The organism is Mesorhizobium sp. STM 4661, from assembly GCF_000359125.1.
Taxonomy (GTDB): Bacteria; Pseudomonadota; Alphaproteobacteria; order Rhizobiales; family Rhizobiaceae; genus Mesorhizobium.
Window position 1 is genome coordinate 131,122 of sequence record NZ_CAAF010000038.1, and the last position, 16,249, is coordinate 147,370.

Genomic DNA, 16,249 nt, shown 5'->3' on the forward strand with positions numbered 1-16,249 from the left:
TCGCTCTCAGGCATTTGCAGACGATACCAGGCTCGTGAGCAAGCAAGATCAGCGCGTGGCCGTGTTGATGGGCACGAAGGACGGCGCGGCTTTCATTGAAGAACAGCTGAGCTCTCTGCTAGCGCAGTCGCATTCCGCCATCGACCTGTGGGTCTCCGACGATGGGTCGATCGACGGCACGACCGCCATCGTCGACGCATGGAAAACCCGCTGGGACAAGGGTCGCTTGACGCTGGTTGACGGGCCCCGCCAAGGTTTCGCCGCCAATTTTCGCTCGATGATCGTCGATCCGCGGATCGAGGCGGATTGCTATGCCTTTTGCGACCAGGACGACATCTGGGAGCCTGACAGGCTGGAGAGCGCGCTTCGTTGGATGCAGACGCTGGATGCAACCATCCCGCTCATGTTTTGCTCCAGAACCGCGACCATGTCCGAAACCGGAACCATGGTCGGCTGTTCGCCGCTGTTCCAGCGGCCGCCGTCCTTCCGCAACGCTCTCGTGCAAAGCATTGCTGGCGGCAACACGATTCTGCTCAACCGGGCGGCGCGCGACCTGCTGGCCAAGGCCTCGTCAAGGACGCATTTCGTCAGTCACGATTGGTGGGCCTATCTCATCGTAACAGCTGCCGGCGGCGTTGTTCGCTATGAGCGGCGCCCTCTGGTGCGCTATCGCCAGCATGAGGCGAATCTGGTCGGAGCCAATGTTTCATGGCGGGCACGATTTTCCCGGCTCGATCATCTGCTGAATGGCGGGTTTGCCCGTTGGACAGATGAGAATCTCAATGGCCTGGCCGCCAATCGGGATCTTCTCACGACAGATGCGGCCGCCTGTCTCAGCCTGTTCACACAGTCACGAAAAGGCAATGTTTTGAACCGCCTGAGCCTGTTGCGCAGGAGTGGCGTCTATCGGCAGACGTCTTTTGGAACATTCGGACTTTATCTGTCAGTCGTCGCGGGCCGGATTTGATGCATGTCGCCCAAAAGTGCGCAGCGGTTTTGGGGCCACGACATGCATAAAACAAAGGTGCGTCTTTTCCAAAAGCCTCCCTTGTTTTAACCCGGGCCGGGCCACAGCGTTTCTGGAATGAAGCATTTATCTTGGGCAGGGAGCATTGTCGGGCATCCATGAAGGCGGCGAAGCGGATCTTCGACTTCGTGGTGGCGGCGCTGTTGTTGCTGATCACCTCGCCGGTCCTGTTGCTTGCCGGCCTGGCAATTCGGTTGTCGTCGCCAGGGCCGGCGCTCTTTTCTCAAACGCGGGTCGGCCGCAATGGCAGGCTTTTTCGCTGTCATAAGCTCAGAACGATGGTTCTGGGAACGCCGTCATTGCCCACGCACGAGGCGCCGGCAAAATCAGTCACGACGGTCGGCAGGTTCCTGCGGCGGTTCAAGGTCGATGAACTGCCGCAGCTCTGGAATGTCCTGAAGGGCGAGATGAGCCTGGTCGGGCCACGTCCATGTCTGCCCACGCAGACGGAACTCATTGAACGTCGCCGGGAATTGGGCGTGTCGTCGCTGCTTCCGGGCATAACCGGCCTGGCCCAGATCCGGTCCATCGACATGTCCGATCCGGCACTCTGTGCCGAAACCGATGCCGCCTATCTCAAGGCATCGTCGTTCGGCCTCGACCTCCGGATCTTGCTGGGAACGTTCTATCGAGGTTGAGCAGGTCGAAGTTTGGAGCTCCGCGCCACTTCGCTCAGCCGTTGGAATGTATCGGTTTCAGGCGACCAGGCTTCCGAAATGAGCAACGACGGATCGCATATCTGCGTCGCGCTCAAGCTGTCCCAGAATGTGCGTTTTCCCAGCAACGACGCGACCGGTTGCATCAGGCCGGCAGGCAAGGCAACCAGGCGCTTCGGTCGCCCAAAGCCTTGCCGAAAGGCTTCGATGATGGCCGCGATCGAAATCGGCGACAGATCGCTTGCGACATAGACCGGGCGAAGCGGGCCTGGACGGCTCAGCAGGTGCAGGACCGCCCGTGCCGCCGCCTCGGACGATATCAATAAACGGACGCCCGCCAGGGTAGCTGCGGGCAATGGCAGGGCGGTGTCGGCCAGGCGCATCAGCATCGCCAGAGTTCCCCCCATGCCAGATCCGTAGACCTGCGGCAGGCGCAGCGCTGTGGCATCGCGACGGCCGGACGATGCATAGGCCTCCAGCATCCTGATCTCGCCTTCGCGTTTCGAACGCCCATAGGCGCATTGCGGGGCAGGGGCCATCTTTTCGTTGATCGTTCCGCTGAAGCCGGCGCCGACCACGGCCCGGATCGACGACAGGTAAACCAGGCGTCCGCTGGCCTCTACCGCTGCGGCGCGTGCGAGCTGGCCGGTCAATTCGGCATTGGCATTCAAATAATCGGCTTCGGTCGCATTGCCCCGATCATTGTTCAGCCCGGCGCAATGAACGACATGCGTGACGTCTTTCGTGATCGCCAGGAAGGTCTGCGCGGGCGCGTCGAAATTCGGCAGCTGGACGACGTCGTGTGCCGCGCCGGGCTGCGGGTGTCGGGAGGCGATCCGGACCTCGATCTGGGCCTGGCGAAGCTGTTGCACGACAAGGCTCCCTATGAACCCCGTGGCGCCTGTCACCAACACCTTCATCGCCTTAGCCAATGACCGTCGATGCCGCGGGAGGCGTCTGCTCTTCCATGACCGGAAGGGTGCGTCCTGACGCAAGATAGGTCCCGGACACCAGGAAGATCATCAGCACCGAATCCAGAATATCATGACCGACCAGAATGCCGACCATTCCGCCTGTGAGATAGGTGATCACTACAATGACGATCATGGTGGCGCCGAACCGCTCGACCGGATCGGCACTGATGCGCAGCACCCTGGCTGCGTTTCTGGCGGCAACGACAAATATCGACGCCAGCGCCACGGCTCCCAGGATTCCCGCCTCCACCAACGCGGTCAGAAAGCCGTTGTGGAAGTGGCTGAAGCCTTTGTCCATGCCGAATTGGTCATGGAAGCCCTGCTTTATCAGGCGCGAGGTCGCTCCCACCCCATGTCCGAAAAACGGCATTTCGCGAAATGCGTCGAGGCCGATTTGCCACATGGCAACGCGAAATCCCAAGGCGGTGTTGTGGTCGCCATGCGCCGCGAGTGCTTCCCAGTCGGAGCGGAGGAACTCGGCTCGATCCAATATGATGTGGAATCCAAGGGCAGCGATCGCGAGACCGACCGCGCCCGATATCAGCAACAGGCGACGAGCGTTTCTGCTCCTGAGCTTCCGCCGGTGGATCAGCAGTACCGCGATGCCCGCGATCAGTATCGCCAGCCACATGATCCGCGAACCGGTATAGAGGATGGCGATTGTCCCGGCCAGCGCCGCGCAGACGAGAAGGCTGCGGTTCCTTTCGATGCCCGACAAGGCGCCAGCCATGCATACCATGACGCTGAGGCAGGTGACCGTCGCGAACACGATCGGATTTCCAGCCGCGCCTTCAACCCTTACCATGCCAAGCCAATAGTACTGGATGCCTGTCAGCAGCAAGGCGCCGAAGCAGGCGGCCATGCTGCTGAGTATGATGATGCGTGCAAGGGTGGTTTTCTGCGAAATGCTCCAGACCGAGTAAGAGAAGGGGAAAAACAGGAAGGTGATCAGCGGCACAAGATGCGCCGCATCCCTCGCGATCGAGTTGTTGACGATCGAAGCAAGAATAATGGCCCCGCAATAGGCATAGATCGCTGCGGTAAGGGCGACCATCGGCTGATCGACATTGAAGCGCCGTCTCTTCAGGGCAACCAGCAAGGTCGACCACAGGCCGCCGCCATTGAATACGAAGCTAACCACCGATCCCAAAACGGGAGGAGAAAAGAAACAGAGAACGGAAAAGTAAATATTGAGCCGCGAGGGTGTGAATTGCTGTTTTATCGATGAAAGCCAGCTCAAGGTTGTAGGTCGCATTCCGCAAGGGGTCTTTAGGACAAGTATCTGGTTTGGCCGTGGCTGGTGCGATGATCTTCAGGATGTCGCGCACGTGATGCCACGCGCGGTGGTTGAATTCCGGGGACCGGTATAGCGGCTGAGGCTGATTTTCGATAGTCCGGCAGGACGGGCTACCGTCAAAAATTGGCAGTGTCGTTCATGCGTCAGTGCAGGCCCGGAACCGCCCGGAACCGATTGACGATCGTACCGCCCATTCAGGCAATATTTTTCTCGGCCTACCAAGCTTGTCAGTTCGGTGAGTAGGAATTTCCGAGTTCCGGGTCTTGAGTAGAAGATTCATTCCCGAACCACTTTGCGGCAGACCTGTCTTGCATTGTTATAAACAATGGCGATCTGCTAGAACGCCTGCACGAAAACAAGATTGTCCAGAAGTGAAGCTGAACCGGGCGGCCGCGAACTGCGCCCGATGCAAGGTCTGGATGGCACGAGAGAACGCTCACAGTCCATGAACATCGCGCTCACGCATCTTCAGCGGCTTGAAGCCGAATCCATCCATATTTTTCGCGAAGTTGCGGCAGCCTTCGCCAAGCCCGTCATGCTCTACTCCGTTGGCAAGGATTCATCCGTGCTGATGCATCTGGCGATGAAGGCGTTCTACCCAGCCAAGCCGCCCTTTCCCTTTCTCCATGTCGACACGACCTGGAAGTTCCGTGAGATGATCGCCTTTCGCGATAAGATGGCGCAAAAGCTCGGCTTCGACCTGCTGGTCCATGTCAACGAAGATGGCGTGCGCGACAACATCAATCCCTTCGACCATGGCTCGAACACCCACACCCATGTGATGAAGACCGTGGCGCTGCGGCAGGCGCTCGACAAGTATGGCTTCGATGCAGCCTTTGGCGGCGCCCGCCGCGACGAGGAGAAGTCGCGCGCCAAGGAGCGGATCTTCTCCTTCCGCAACGCCCAGCACGTCTGGGATCCGAAGAACCAGCGGCCGGAGATGTGGAAGATATTCAACACCCGCATCGCCTCTGGCGAATCGATCCGGGTGTTTCCGCTGTCCAACTGGACCGAACTCGACATCTGGCAGTACATTCTGCAGGAAGACATCCCGATCGTGCCGCTCTATTTTGCCAAGGAGCGCCCGGTCGTCGAGCGCGACGGCATGCTCATTCTCAAGGACGACGAGCGCATGCAATTGCGACCCGGCGAGACGGTCGAGAACCGGCTGGTGCGCTTCCGTACCCTCGGTTGCTATCCGCTGACCGGCGCGATCGAATCGGATGCCGACACGCTGGAGGCGATTGTCGGCGAAATGCTCACCGCACGCACCTCCGAGCGGCAGGGTCGTCTGATCGACCGCGATGAAGCCGGCTCAATGGAGAAAAAGAAGCGCGAGGGGTATTTCTGAGCATGCGCCACATCATGGCCAAGAGCCTCGCCCCCACCGACGGCGTCCGCGACTATCTGGCGGCGCAGGAGAAGAAGTCGCTGCTGCGCTTCCTGACCTGCGGTTCGGTCGACGATGGCAAGTCGACGCTGATCGGCCGCCTTTTGTCCGATACCAAGCAGATTTTCGAGGACCAACTCGCCGCCCTCGAGCGCGACTCGCGCAAGCACGGCACGACCGGCGACGACATCGATTTCGCGCTGCTGGTCGACGGCCTCGAGGCCGAGCGCGAGCAGGGCATCACCATCGACGTCGCCTATCGCTTCTTCGCCACGCCGAAACGCAAATTCATCGTTGCCGACACGCCCGGCCACGAACAGTACACGCGCAACATGGCCACCGGCGCATCGACCGCGGATCTGGCCATCGTGCTGATCGACGCTCGCCAAGGTGTGCTGCGCCAGACCAGGCGCCATTCGATCATCGCCTCGCTGCTCGGCATCCGGCACGTCGTTCTGGCCGTCAACAAGATCGATCTCGTCGGCTTCGACAAGGCCGTCTTCGAACGCATCATCGAGGACTATCGGCAGTTCTCGCACAAGCTCGGCTTCGAGACCATCGTGCCGATCCCGATGTCGGCCCGCTACGGCGACAACGTCACCGGCCGCTCCGACAACACGCCATGGTACTCCGGGCCGACGCTGATCGAGCACCTCGAAACCGTGTCGGTCGACGAAGCCGCGGCCGAGCTGCCGTTTCGTTTTCCGGTGCAGTATGTGAACCGACCCAACCTCGACTTTCGCGGTTTTGCCGGCACGATCGCGTCCGGTTCGATTTCACGAGGCGATGAGGTCGTTGTCGCCAAATCCGGCAAATCTTCTCACGTCAGGCGCATCGTCGCGCATGGCGGCGATCTGAACCAAGCGGTGGCCGGCCAGGCCATCACCCTTGTCCTCGATGACGAGGTCGAGGTCTCGCGCGGCAACATGCTGGTGTCGCCGACAGCGCGGCCGCAGGTCGCCGACCAGTTCGCCGCCAACATCGTCTGGTTCGACGAGCACGCGCTGTTGCCGGGCCGCTCCTACATCCTGCGCACGGAAACCGACCAGACCAGCGCCACCGTCACCGACCTGAAATATCGCGTCAATGTCAACGACTTCGCCCATGAGGCGGCCAAGTCGCTCGAAATGAACGAAGTCGGCATCTGCAACCTCTCGACGCGGGCGCCGATCGCCTTCGACACGTTCGGCGAGAACCGCACGACCGGCGCCTTCATCCTGATCGATCGCATCACCAACGCCACGGTCGGCGCCGGCATGATCCTGCATTCGCTGCGCCGCGCTGAAAACATCCACTGGCAGTCACTCGATGTCGGCAAGCGCGGCCGTGCCGACATGAAGAACCAGCGGTCCGCCGTGTTCTGGTTCACCGGGCTCTCGGGCTCGGGCAAGTCGACCATCGCCAACCTTTTCGAGAAGAAACTTTTCGCCACCGGCCGCCATACCTACATCCTGGATGGCGACAATGTCCGTCACGGGCTTAATCGCGATCTCGGCTTCACCGACGCCGATCGCGTCGAGAACATTCGCCGTGTTGCGGAAGTGGCGCGCCTGATGGCCGACGCCGGGCTGATCGTCATCGTTTCCTTCATTTCGCCGTTCAGCGCCGAGCGGCGCATGGCGCGCGAATTGATGGCTGACGGCGAATTCGTCGAAGTCTTCGTCGATACGCCCTTCGAGGAATGCGCCAGGCGCGATCCCAAGGGCCTCTATGCGCGGGCGCTGAATGGCGAGATCAAGAATTTCACCGGCGTCGATTCACCATACGAGGCTCCGGAAAATCCCGAAATCCATCTCAGGACACTCGGCAAGTCGGCCGAGGAGATGGTAGAGGCCCTGGAACTCTGGCTGAACGAGCGTGACATTGCAGAAGACCAGTACGACAACGGCGGCGGCATCTGACGACGGGCAGATGCTCGACCTTTTCGAGCATCTTGCCTTGGCGGCAGGACGCGAGGTGATGCGCGTTTTCAATGCCGGCTGCGCGGTCGACCGGAAATCCGACTCCTCGCCGGTGACCGAGGCTGATCGCGAGAGCGAGAAGATCATTCTCACCGGGCTGCGCGCCGCATTCCCCGACATCGCTTGCGTGGCCGAGGAAGAGGCGGCGGCCGGCATCATGCCGCCGGATCTCGGCGACGCCTTCTTCCTGGTGGACCCGCTCGACGGCACCAAGGAGTTCGTCAACCGCCGGACCGACTTCACCGTCAACATCGCGCTGGTTCGCCACGGCGTGCCGGAAATCGGCGTCGTCTTCGCGCCCTGCACCGGACGTTTCTTTTCCGGCCGGTCGGGCAGGGCGGAATCGATCGAAGTCAATGACGACTATCAGATCACAGGCCGCCGGCCGATTTCGGCCAGGAAGGGTCTGGTGCCACTGACCATCGTCGCCAGCCGGTCGCACAACACGCCGGAGACCGACGCCTATATCCGTGACCTCGGCGCCGCCGAGATCGTCTCGATCGGCTCGTCGCTGAAATTCTGTCTCGTCGCTGGTGCCGAGGCCGACGTCTATCCGCGTTTCGGCCGCACCATGGAGTGGGACACGGCGGCCGGCGATGCAGTGCTGCGCGCAGCCGGCGGCATGACGCGCACTCTGGATGGCAAGCCGCTCACCTATGGCAAGCGCGACCAGAGCGACGATGAGGATTTCGCCAACCCGCATTTCATAGCCAGCGGCAAGGCAGCCGGGCCAACCTGACGACTATAGCGTGGGGCAATCAGGCGATGGCCCCAAGAACGGGTTCTTCTTTGGCAACGTTCCCGTAATCCGCCGCCGATGCTCTCCTGACGGCCCGATTGCCATCACGTGTTGGCGTTGTTATATTTACGTCTACACGCAGGAGAATTCGCTATGCCGCTCAACATTCGCAGTGAAGAGGTAAACGCGCTTGCCGAAAAGCTGGCGGCGCGCACGCGCTTGAACAAAACGGCCGCCGTGAAGTTGGCCCTGGAGAACGAATTGCGCCGTGCCGAGGAGGCGATCCCTCTGTGGGAGCGACTGAAGCCTTTGCGCGCGAAAATCGCGGCCTATCCGGACACCGGCCTCGCGGCGGACAGGGCGTTTTTCGATGACCTCAGCGGTGACCACTGATGTTCGTCGATGCGTCGGCAATCATCGCAATTCTGACCGAAGAGCCTGAGGCCGAGGGCCTTGCGGCGGCGCTCGATGCCGCGCGCTCGCCGCCGCCGATCACATCGGTCGTGGCTGCATGGGAAGCGACTGTTGGGCTGTTTCGCAAAAAGCGCATTCCGATGGCAGAAGCTGAAGCGCGAGTGCAAGAGTTCCTTGAAGCGGCTGGGGTCCAGGTTCTGGCGATTTCGAGCCGTGAGTTGACCGCCGCGCTGCAAGCCTTCGATCGCTATGGACGGCACCGCTATCCGGACGCTGAACGGAATAGTGCGCTCAATCTTGCCGACTGCTTCCATTATGCCACCGCGAAATCCTACCGGGCGCCGATCCTGACCATAGATGCGGGATTTGCGCTTACCGATGTCGCGACTGTGGGTGCCAAGACCTGAGATCTCGGAAGAGAAGGGCGGCTTCCGCCATGCGCTGGCGCCGAGGAAGCGCGTCGTCGCAACAAGATGTCAACGAACTCGTTGGAGTATCACTCGAACGCTCACGCGTAGCTCTACGCGGCGGCGACGTGCGCCGAATTCGAGCCGATATAGTTGCGGATCGTCTCGATGATCCGGTCCTGGTCGGCCTCGCTCAGATAAGGATGCATGGGCAGGCACAGAATCCGCTTCGGCAGGTCCTCCGAAACGGCAAGGCCGGTCGGCGAGCGCGGATAGTCGCGATAGGCGACTTGGGCATGCAGCGGCTTCACGTAATAGATGACCGAGGGAATGCCCTTTTCGCCGAGATGCGCCTTCAGGCCGTCGCGCTTCGGCGTTTCGATCGCGTATTGCGCCCAGGCGGAGCGGCCTCCATCGCTGTTGCGCGCCGCCTTGACGATGTCGCCCAGGCCCTCGCCATAGCGCTTCGCAACCGCTTGCCGGGCAACCATCTCGTCTTCGAGAATGGCCAGCTTCTCGATCAGGATCGCCGCCTGCAGCGTGTCGAGCCGCGAATTGATGCCGACACGGACATTGTCATACTGCGTTTCGCCCTTGCCATGGAAGGCGAACGACCGCAACTGCTCGGCCAGCGCATCGTCATTGGTGAACATCGCGCCGCCGTCGCCATAGCAACCAAGCGGCTTGGCCGGGTAGAAGCTGGTCGAGCCGACCGTGCCGAACGAACCGCACATCTTGCCGTCGATGGAGCCACCGATCGCCTGGGCGGCGTCCTCGATCACCATCAGCCCTTCGCGATTGGCGATCGCCATGATCGCCTCGTAGTCGGCGGCAAGGCCGAACAGGTCAACCGGAATGATCGCCTTCGGCTTAAGCCGGCCTTCCTTCTTGATCATCGTGATCGCCGCCTCGAGGCTGGCGATATCGATATTGTAGGTAACCGGGTCGACATCGACGAAGACCGGTTCGGCCTTGGCCAATGCCACCACTTCCGCCGTGGCGGCGAAGGTGAAGCTCGGCACGAACACCGCGTCACCTGGGCCAATGCCGGCCGCTAACAGCGGCAAGAGCAGCGCGTCGGTGCCGTTGGCGCAGGCAACGACATGCTTGGTGCCGATATAGGCGGCAAGCTTGTTCTCGAATTCGGTGACCTCTGGCCCGAGTATGTAGCGGCCGTCGTCGACGACGCGGTCGATCGCGGCTTTCAGCCGGTCGCGAATGCGTTCGCGCTGCGCGCCAAGATCGATGAACTGCATGTCGGCCTCGTTCTAGCCAGATGGTCGGCGGGTTAGCCAGATAATTGGCCGCTGGTACCAGACTTGGCGCAACCGAGAAAGCCGAACCGGCTAAACGGCGAATTGCCTAGGCGTCGCAGCCTGTTACCTCTGGTTTCGAGCCTGTCTTGGCAAGATGGCGGAAATCCGGCCTTTGCAAGCCGTTGCCAGCCCTTTCAATCGCATCCTTCCGATCCTGCGAAACATAAAGTGATCGTAGAGCCGGCGCTGCTTCGGGGGTTCTCAGCCAGCTCAGGCGATTTCATGCCGCCAGGGCGGATTGGCGCCGGCTCGCGCCACCGTCACCGCCGCGGCCTTGGCGCCGAGCTCCAGCGCCTGGCGGATGGCATCTTCCGAAAGCGTGGCAATTGCCGTCTTCGACTGCATGCCTTGTTCATGCAGCGAGGCCAGGATGCCGGCGTTGAACGTGTCGCCGGCGCCGACCGTGTCGACCACCGTGACCTTGTCCGGCACGACCGTGACCTTGTGCTCGCTGGTGTAACCGACGGCGCCTTCCGCGCCATGGGTGACGACGATCAGCTTCGGGCCACGATCCAGCCAGTTGCGGACAACGTCCTCGTGCGAGCCGGCTTCGCCGAACCAGTTGAGATCCTCATCGGAGAGCTTCACGATATCGGCCATCGCCATCATGGAGCGGATGCGCCTGAGGTGCCTGGCCTTGTCGGGGATGAAATTCGGCCGGATGTTGGGATCGAGCATCATCAAGCGGCGCTCGTGCTCGCGCCGCATGAACTCCTCATAGGTCGATCCAGCCGGCTCCGAGATCAGGCTGATGGCGCCGAACAGCATGGCTTCGATCTCGCTGCCGAGCTCCGGCAGGTCGTCGGTGGTCAGCATGCGACCGGCCGTGTTCTCGTCGTAGAAAGTGTAGGTCGCCTGGCCGTTGGTGAGTCGCACGAAGGCAAGCGTCGTCGGCCGCGGCGACGTATGCGCATAGGTGGAACTGACCTTGCTCGCCCCCAGCGCGTCCCGGAGCTGACCGCCGAACAGATCCGACGACAGGCCGGAAAAGAACCCGGCCGGCGCACCGAGCCGGCCAAGCGCGATGGCCGAGTTGAACACCGCGCCGCCAACATAAGGGGCAAAGGCCGGCTCCCCATCGGTGGTGGCGCGAGGCAGCATGTCGATGAGGGCTTCGCCGCAGCAAAGGATCATGATTTCCTGTTCTCCGGCGGATAGATCACGCCCTTGCGGATGATGATGTTGGCGTAGAGCCTGGGCTCGCTCGTCGCGACGATCGCGTGCGCGGACCTGACGCGTGCATAGAAGTCGGCGCCGGCCAGCGCAACCACATTGCGGCCCGGCGCGCGTCGGGCGCAGGTCGCCTCCATCTCGTGATGAACGGGATCGGCAAGCGAGGGGTCGCCCTTGACCGAGGCGCGAAACAGCGCCTCCGGCACGGTGTCGTCCACTGGCAACACGCTCAATATGGCATCGAGCATCGGAACGAGATGATGGCCATCGGCGCGGATGAGCCGGTTTGCCTGCTCTTCCGCCGGGTAGTTGCCATCGACGAGCGCGATCTCGTCGCCATGGCCCATGGCACGCAGCGTCGCCAGGAGCTCCGGCCCGAGCAGCGCCGGGATGCCGATCAGCATTCAGGTGCTCCTGGAAATCGTGGTCGATCCGATCAGGAAGCGCTCGGAAAGCGGCAGGCTGGCGCCGCCCAGCGCACGTGCATGAATGCCGACCGTACCCTCGCGCACGGCTGGCAGCTTCAGGCCTTCGCAGTCGATCTTGACGACGGCCTCGACGACGGCCTCGACGAGGCGCCGTCGCACCGCCAATGGCATCCATCCGTCGATCACCGCCGCCTCGAAATCGATGACCGAGGCCGCCGCCACAATGGCATAGGCGAGCGCCTCGGAGGCGCTGGCGATCCAGTCGTCGAGTTCGACGCCGATCTCGCCCCAGTCCTGCGGCGATGTCCACAGATGCGAGGCCTCGACGCCGCGCGCGTTGAGCGCCTTTTCCAGCATGGCGATCGATGCCACGTCGATCAATTGGGTCGGCTTGCCGTCCGGTCCGGGCACCGGCATCGAGCCGAGCGCGCCGGCATTGCCGGTCGGCCCGCCGAAAAGCCGGCCGTTGAGCACGATGCCGCCGCCGGCAAAGGCGCCGATGTAGAAATAGACGAAGTCGCGCGCCGCACCCGCCTGGCCGAAGACCAGCTCGGCGCCGCAGGCCGAAGTGGCGTCGTTCTGCAGGTAGACCGGAAATTCGCATTGCGCCTGGATGTCGGCGCGGATGTCGCGGTGGCGCCACTCGTCCATGACGTCGCGTGGCGCACCGGCGGTGTCGGCCCAGTTCCACAGCTCGAACGGCATGGCGATGCCAAGTCCGGCAATGCGCTTGTCCTGAGCCGGGGTCAGCTCCCCGCGCATCTTCTTCATGCCGGAAGTGACGAACTCCACCGTCTCGCGCGGTGCCGGATAGCGGTAGGAGTGCTGCAGCATCGAGCGCACATTGCCAAGGAAATCGATCAGTACGAGTTCGGCGCTGCGGCGGCCGATCTTCAGGCCGATGAAAAAGGCGCCTTCAGGATTGAGCGCCATCGGGATGGAGGGCTGGCCGATCTTGCCGCGCAGCGGCGCCTGGCGCACCAGCAGGCTATCCTGCTCGAGTTCGCGCATGATGACGGAAACCGTCTGCGCCGAAAGCCCGGTCATGCGAGCGATGTCGGACTTGGCCAGGCTGCCGTGCTGGCGCACCAGCGACAGCACCAGCCGCTCATTGTGGTCCCGCATGCCACTCTGATTGGTGCCGCGGTGAATTTGGCTTTCGGCTGCCTCGGGCGAACCGTGCCTCGCAATGCCGGTCTCCACCCTGTTCCTCCCGTCGTTTCCCCTCAATGCTTTTGGTCCAGAATGAGTGAACGATGCAAGGCTGTCAATAATAAATAAGAGTGATTTAATTATTGACAGAAACCCCGGGCTGGTGTCTGTTGGCAACGGCGCCCGCGCTGGGAGAATTTCGTCGGGTGCCTGTGCGGAAACCGGTTGGCCGGTGTCCGAAATGGTTCCACTGGGAGGAAAATCGTGACCAAGACAAATCTATTGAAGTCCACCGTTTTTGCGGCGGCTGGGCTGAGCCTGATGGCGTTCACCTCTGCTGCATCGGCCGCCGGCGTCGGCGCCTGCCTGATCACCAAGACCGACACCAACCCCTTCTTCGTCAAGATGAAAGAGGGCGCCACCGCCAAGGCCAAGGAGCTTGGCGTCGACCTGAAGTCCTATGCCGGCAAGATCGACGGCGACAGCGAGAGCCAGGTGGCGGCGATCGAGAGCTGCATTGCCGACGGCGCCAAGGGTATCCTGATCACCGCCTCGGACACCAAAGGCATTGTGCCGACGGTGAAGAAGGCGCGTGACGCCGGGCTGCTGGTTATTGCGCTCGACACCCCGCTTGATCCTATCGACGCCGCCGACGCGACCTTTGCGACCGACAATCTGGAAGCCGGCAAGCTGATCGGTGCATGGGCCGCCGCGACGCTCGGCGACAAGGCCAAGGATGCCAAGATCGGTTTCCTCGACCTGACGCCCTCGCAGCCGACGGTGGACGTGCTGCGCGACCAGGGCTTCATGATGGGCTACGGCATCGACGTGAAGGACCCCAACAAGATCGGTGACGAGGACGATCCGCGCATCGTCGGCCACGACGTGACCAACGGCAACGAGGAAGGTGGCCGTAAGGCGATGGAGAACCTTCTGCAGAAGGACAACACCATCAACGTCATCCACACCATCAACGAACCCGCCGCCGTCGGCGCCTATCAGGCGCTCAAGGCTGTCGGTCTCGAAAGCCAGGTGCTGATCGTCTCGGTTGACGGCGGCTGCCCCGGCGTGAAGTCGGTCGCGGAAGGCGTCATCGGTGCGACCTCGCAGCAATATCCGCTGCAGATGGCGGCACTCGGGATCGAGGCGATCGCTGCTTTCGCCAAGGATGGGACCAAGCCCAAGCCGACCGAAGGCAAGGATTTCTTCGACACCGGCGTCAACCTCGTCACCGACAAGCCCGCCAACGGCGTGAAGTCCATCGACACCAAGGAAGGCCTCGCCAAGTGCTGGGGCTGATGCTGGTCTGACCGGCAATAGAACCGATCGGCCGGGGGGACTTGATCCCCGGCCGCTTCGGGTGGACGATGGACCATTATAAACGCGAAATAATCCCGGCGGCAGACCGGAAGGGCGTGGACGGGTGTCAGCGCGTGGCTGAGGCCCAGACGGGGAGGAAGAGCATGGCTCAGGCTCAGGAATTCGAGAAGGTTCTCTCAAGCAGCGACACAAGCGTTGCCGCTTTTGACGAGCACAAATCGGCTGTCAAGCGCATCCAGCACTTCCTGCATTCAACGCCGGCCGCGGTGCCGCTGATCGTGCTGGTTCTGGCGATCATCATCTTCGGCATCACGATCGGAGGGCGGTTCTTTTCGTCCTACACGCTGACACTGATCCTGCAGCAGATCGCCATCGTCGGCATTCTCGGGGCCGCGCAGACGCTGGTCATCCTTACCGCCGGCATCGACCTGTCGATCGGCGTGATCATGGTGATCTCGGCGGTGATCATGGGAAATTGCGCGGTCAGCTACGGTATGCCGGCCGTGCTCGCCGTGGCAATCGGGCTTGCCGCCGGAGCAGCCTGCGGGCTGCTCAACGGGGTTCTGGTGGCCTATATGAAGCTGCCGCCCTTCATCGTCACGCTCGGCACCTGGAACATCGTCATGGCCACGAACTTCATCTATTCGGCCAATGAGACGATCCGCGACACCGACGTCAACACCCAGGCGCCGCTGCTGCACCTCTTTGCCTTGAGCTTCAAGGTCGGAACGGCGGTGCTGACGCTCGGCGTCATTGCCACGGTCGTGCTCGTTTTGATCCTGTGGTATGTGCTCAATCACACGGCATGGGGCCGCCATGTCTACGCCGTTGGCGATGATCAGGAGGCGGCGAAGTTGTCGGGCATCCAGACCAAAAAGGTCTTGATGACGGTCTACACCCTTGCCGGGTTGATCGCCGCCTTTGCCGCCTGGGTCTCCATCGGCCGCAACGGCTCGATCTCGCCGTCCGCCGCCGTCACCGACTACAATCTGCAGGCGATCACCGCGACGGTGATCGGCGGTATCTCCCTGTTCGGCGGGCGCGGTTCTATCCTGGGCACGCTGTTCGGCGCGATGATCGTCGGCGTCGTCTCGATGGGCCTCAACATGCTGGGCGCCGATCCGCAATGGAAAGTGCTGCTCACCGGTGTGCTGATCATCGGCGCCGTGGCGATCGACCAGTGGATCAGAAAGGTTTCGGCATAGCCATGACCCAGGAACCCATCCTCACCGCGCGCGGCCTGGTCAAACGCTATGGCCGTGTCACCGCCCTCGACAATGCCGACTTCGACCTTTATCCGGGCGAAATCCTGGCTGTCATCGGCGATAATGGCGCCGGCAAGTCATCGCTGATCAAGGCGATTTCCGGTGCGGCCGTGCCCGACGAAGGCGAGATACGGCTCGAAGGCAAACCCGTCGCCTTCAAATCGCCGATGGAGGCCCGCGAAGCCGGCATCGAAACCGTCTACCAGAACCTTGCCCTGTCGCCGGCGCTGTCGATCGCCGACAACATGTTCCTCGGCCGCGAGATCCGCAAGCCGGGCTTTCTGGGAGAATGGCTGCGCATGCTCGACCGGCCGGCGATGGAAAAGCGCGCCCGCGACAAGCTCACCGAACTTGGCCTGATGACCATCCAGAACATCAGTCAGGCTGTCGAAACGCTTTCGGGCGGCCAGCGCCAGGGCGTGGCGGTGGCGCGCGCCGCCGCCTTCGGCTCCAAGATGGTGATCATGGACGAGCCGACCGCCGCGCTCGGCGTCAAGGAATCCCGCCGCGTGCTCGAGCTGATCCTCGACGTCAAGAAGCGCGGCCTGCCGATCGTGCTCATCTCGCATAACATGCCGCATGTCTTCGAAGTGGCGGACCGCATCCACATCCATCGTCTGGGCCGTCGCCTCTGCGTCATCGATCCCAAGCAATATACGATGTCCGACGCTGTCGCCTTCATGACCGGAGCCAAGCTGCCGCCGGAGGCGGCACTGGCGGCCTGATGCAT

17 protein-coding genes are annotated in these 16,249 nt (G+C 62.2%); 10 read left to right on the forward strand and 7 right to left on the reverse strand.

Annotation, left to right across the window (positions count from 1 at the left end; genetic code table 11):
- Positions 1–34: 34 nt before the first annotated feature.
- Together MESS4_RS12620 and MESS4_RS12625 are read left to right on the forward strand one after the other, a co-directional pair.
- Positions 35–967, forward strand: a complete 933-nt coding sequence (locus MESS4_RS12620) for a glycosyltransferase family 2 protein (RefSeq protein ID WP_006330845.1) — start codon at positions 35–37, stop codon at positions 965–967.
- Positions 968–1,125: 158 nt separating this feature from the next.
- Positions 1,126–1,665: a sugar transferase gene (locus MESS4_RS12625; protein WP_006330849.1), complete on the forward strand. Its 540-nt coding sequence runs from the start codon at positions 1,126–1,128 to the stop codon at positions 1,663–1,665.
- On the opposite strand, the gene MESS4_RS12630 is transcribed toward MESS4_RS12625, so the two are convergent.
- From MESS4_RS12630 to MESS4_RS34510, 3 genes are read right to left on the reverse strand one after another with little or no spacing between them, the layout of a single operon-like run.
- Complete coding sequence (locus MESS4_RS12630) at positions 1,653–2,603, reverse strand: NAD-dependent epimerase/dehydratase family protein (RefSeq protein WP_006330850.1); 951 nt, start codon at positions 2,601–2,603, stop codon at positions 1,653–1,655. The genes MESS4_RS12625 and MESS4_RS12630 overlap by 13 nt on opposite strands.
- 4 nt (positions 2,604–2,607) lie before the next feature.
- Positions 2,608–3,798 carry an O-antigen ligase gene (locus MESS4_RS12635; RefSeq protein WP_006330851.1) on the reverse strand — a complete coding sequence of 397 codons (1,191 nt, stop codon included), beginning with the start codon at positions 3,796–3,798 and terminating at the stop codon, positions 2,608–2,610.
- Positions 3,791–3,985: a hypothetical protein gene (locus MESS4_RS34510; RefSeq protein WP_006330852.1), complete on the reverse strand. Its 195-nt coding sequence runs from the start codon at positions 3,983–3,985 to the stop codon at positions 3,791–3,793. The genes MESS4_RS12635 and MESS4_RS34510 overlap by 8 nt, the downstream gene beginning before the upstream one ends.
- A gap of 414 nt (positions 3,986–4,399) precedes the next feature.
- Here MESS4_RS34510 and cysD point away from each other — a divergent pair, with 414 nt between their 5' ends.
- From cysD to MESS4_RS12660, 5 genes are all read left to right on the forward strand, one after another.
- Positions 4,400–5,305, forward strand: a complete 906-nt coding sequence (gene cysD, locus MESS4_RS12640) for a sulfate adenylyltransferase subunit CysD (protein WP_006330853.1) — start codon at positions 4,400–4,402, stop codon at positions 5,303–5,305.
- A 2-nt stretch (positions 5,306–5,307) separates the two neighbouring features.
- Entirely contained in the window at positions 5,308–7,245 is a 1,938-nt protein-coding gene (gene cysN / locus MESS4_RS12645; protein WP_006330854.1) for a sulfate adenylyltransferase subunit CysN, read from the forward strand.
- 10 nt (positions 7,246–7,255) lie between these two features.
- Entirely contained in the window at positions 7,256–8,044 is a 789-nt protein-coding gene (cysQ, locus tag MESS4_RS12650) for a 3'(2'),5'-bisphosphate nucleotidase CysQ (protein ID WP_006330856.1), read from the forward strand.
- 153 nt (positions 8,045–8,197) lie between these two features.
- A complete protein-coding gene (locus MESS4_RS12655; RefSeq protein ID WP_006330858.1) occupies positions 8,198–8,437 on the forward strand; it encodes a type II toxin-antitoxin system VapB family antitoxin in 240 nt (79 codons plus the stop codon).
- Positions 8,437–8,865 (forward strand): type II toxin-antitoxin system VapC family toxin, encoded by a 429-nt coding sequence (locus MESS4_RS12660; RefSeq protein WP_006330860.1) that lies wholly within the window; start codon positions 8,437–8,439, stop codon positions 8,863–8,865. The genes MESS4_RS12655 and MESS4_RS12660 overlap by 1 nt, the downstream gene beginning before the upstream one ends.
- A 113-nt stretch (positions 8,866–8,978) precedes the next feature.
- Here MESS4_RS12660 and MESS4_RS12665 read toward each other — a convergent pair whose 3' ends face one another.
- From MESS4_RS12665 to MESS4_RS12680, 4 genes are all read right to left on the reverse strand, one after another.
- The gene (locus tag MESS4_RS12665) at positions 8,979–10,121 is read right to left on the reverse strand and encodes a DegT/DnrJ/EryC1/StrS aminotransferase family protein (protein ID WP_006330861.1); all 1,143 of its coding nucleotides are present in this window, start codon (positions 10,119–10,121) and stop codon (positions 8,979–8,981) included.
- A gap of 270 nt (positions 10,122–10,391) precedes the next feature.
- Positions 10,392–11,315 (reverse strand): carbohydrate kinase, encoded by a 924-nt coding sequence (locus tag MESS4_RS12670; RefSeq protein WP_006330862.1) that lies wholly within the window; start codon positions 11,313–11,315, stop codon positions 10,392–10,394.
- Complete coding sequence (locus MESS4_RS12675) at positions 11,312–11,758, reverse strand: RbsD/FucU domain-containing protein (protein ID WP_006330863.1); 447 nt, start codon at positions 11,756–11,758, stop codon at positions 11,312–11,314. Before MESS4_RS12675 ends, MESS4_RS12670 begins: the two co-directional genes overlap by 4 nt.
- Positions 11,759–12,985, reverse strand: a complete 1,227-nt coding sequence (locus MESS4_RS12680) for an ROK family transcriptional regulator (RefSeq protein ID WP_006330864.1) — start codon at positions 12,983–12,985, stop codon at positions 11,759–11,761.
- Positions 12,986–13,216: 231 nt separating this feature from the next.
- On the opposite strand from MESS4_RS12680, the gene MESS4_RS12685 reads away from it, so the two are divergent.
- The 3 genes from MESS4_RS12685 (at position 13,217) to MESS4_RS12695 (ending at position 16,244) form a co-directional block, all read left to right on the forward strand.
- Complete coding sequence (locus tag MESS4_RS12685; RefSeq protein WP_036241135.1) at positions 13,217–14,233, forward strand: sugar ABC transporter substrate-binding protein; 1,017 nt, start codon at positions 13,217–13,219, stop codon at positions 14,231–14,233.
- Between the two features lie 164 nt (positions 14,234–14,397).
- Positions 14,398–15,459, forward strand: a complete 1,062-nt coding sequence (locus tag MESS4_RS12690; RefSeq protein WP_006330866.1) for an ABC transporter permease — start codon at positions 14,398–14,400, stop codon at positions 15,457–15,459.
- A gap of 2 nt (positions 15,460–15,461) precedes the next feature.
- On the forward strand, positions 15,462–16,244 hold the full coding sequence (locus MESS4_RS12695) for an ATP-binding cassette domain-containing protein (protein ID WP_006330867.1): 783 nt from the start codon (positions 15,462–15,464) through the stop codon (positions 16,242–16,244).
- Positions 16,245–16,249: the final 5 nt, after the last annotated feature.

Coding starts and splice junctions, on each gene's coding strand:
- MESS4_RS12690 (WP_006330866.1), top strand. CDS start 14,398: ATGGCTCAGGCTCAGGAATTCGAGAAGGTTCTCTCAAGCAGCGACACA.
- cysD (WP_006330853.1), top strand. CDS start 4,400: ATGAACATCGCGCTCACGCATCTTCAGCGGCTTGAAGCCGAATCCATC.
- MESS4_RS12655 (WP_006330858.1), top strand. CDS start 8,198: ATGCCGCTCAACATTCGCAGTGAAGAGGTAAACGCGCTTGCCGAAAAG.
- MESS4_RS12670 (WP_006330862.1), bottom strand. CDS start 11,315: ATGATCCTTTGCTGCGGCGAAGCCCTCATCGACATGCTGCCTCGCGCC.
- MESS4_RS12675 (WP_006330863.1), bottom strand. CDS start 11,758: ATGCTGATCGGCATCCCGGCGCTGCTCGGGCCGGAGCTCCTGGCGACG.
- MESS4_RS12630 (WP_006330850.1), bottom strand. CDS start 2,603: ATGAAGGTGTTGGTGACAGGCGCCACGGGGTTCATAGGGAGCCTTGTC.
- MESS4_RS12625 (WP_006330849.1), top strand. CDS start 1,126: ATGAAGGCGGCGAAGCGGATCTTCGACTTCGTGGTGGCGGCGCTGTTG.
- cysN (WP_006330854.1), top strand. CDS start 5,308: ATGCGCCACATCATGGCCAAGAGCCTCGCCCCCACCGACGGCGTCCGC.
- cysQ (WP_006330856.1), top strand. CDS start 7,256: ATGCTCGACCTTTTCGAGCATCTTGCCTTGGCGGCAGGACGCGAGGTG.
- MESS4_RS12695 (WP_006330867.1), top strand. CDS start 15,462: ATGACCCAGGAACCCATCCTCACCGCGCGCGGCCTGGTCAAACGCTAT.
- MESS4_RS12665 (WP_006330861.1), bottom strand. CDS start 10,121: ATGCAGTTCATCGATCTTGGCGCGCAGCGCGAACGCATTCGCGACCGG.
- MESS4_RS12660 (WP_006330860.1), top strand. CDS start 8,437: ATGTTCGTCGATGCGTCGGCAATCATCGCAATTCTGACCGAAGAGCCT.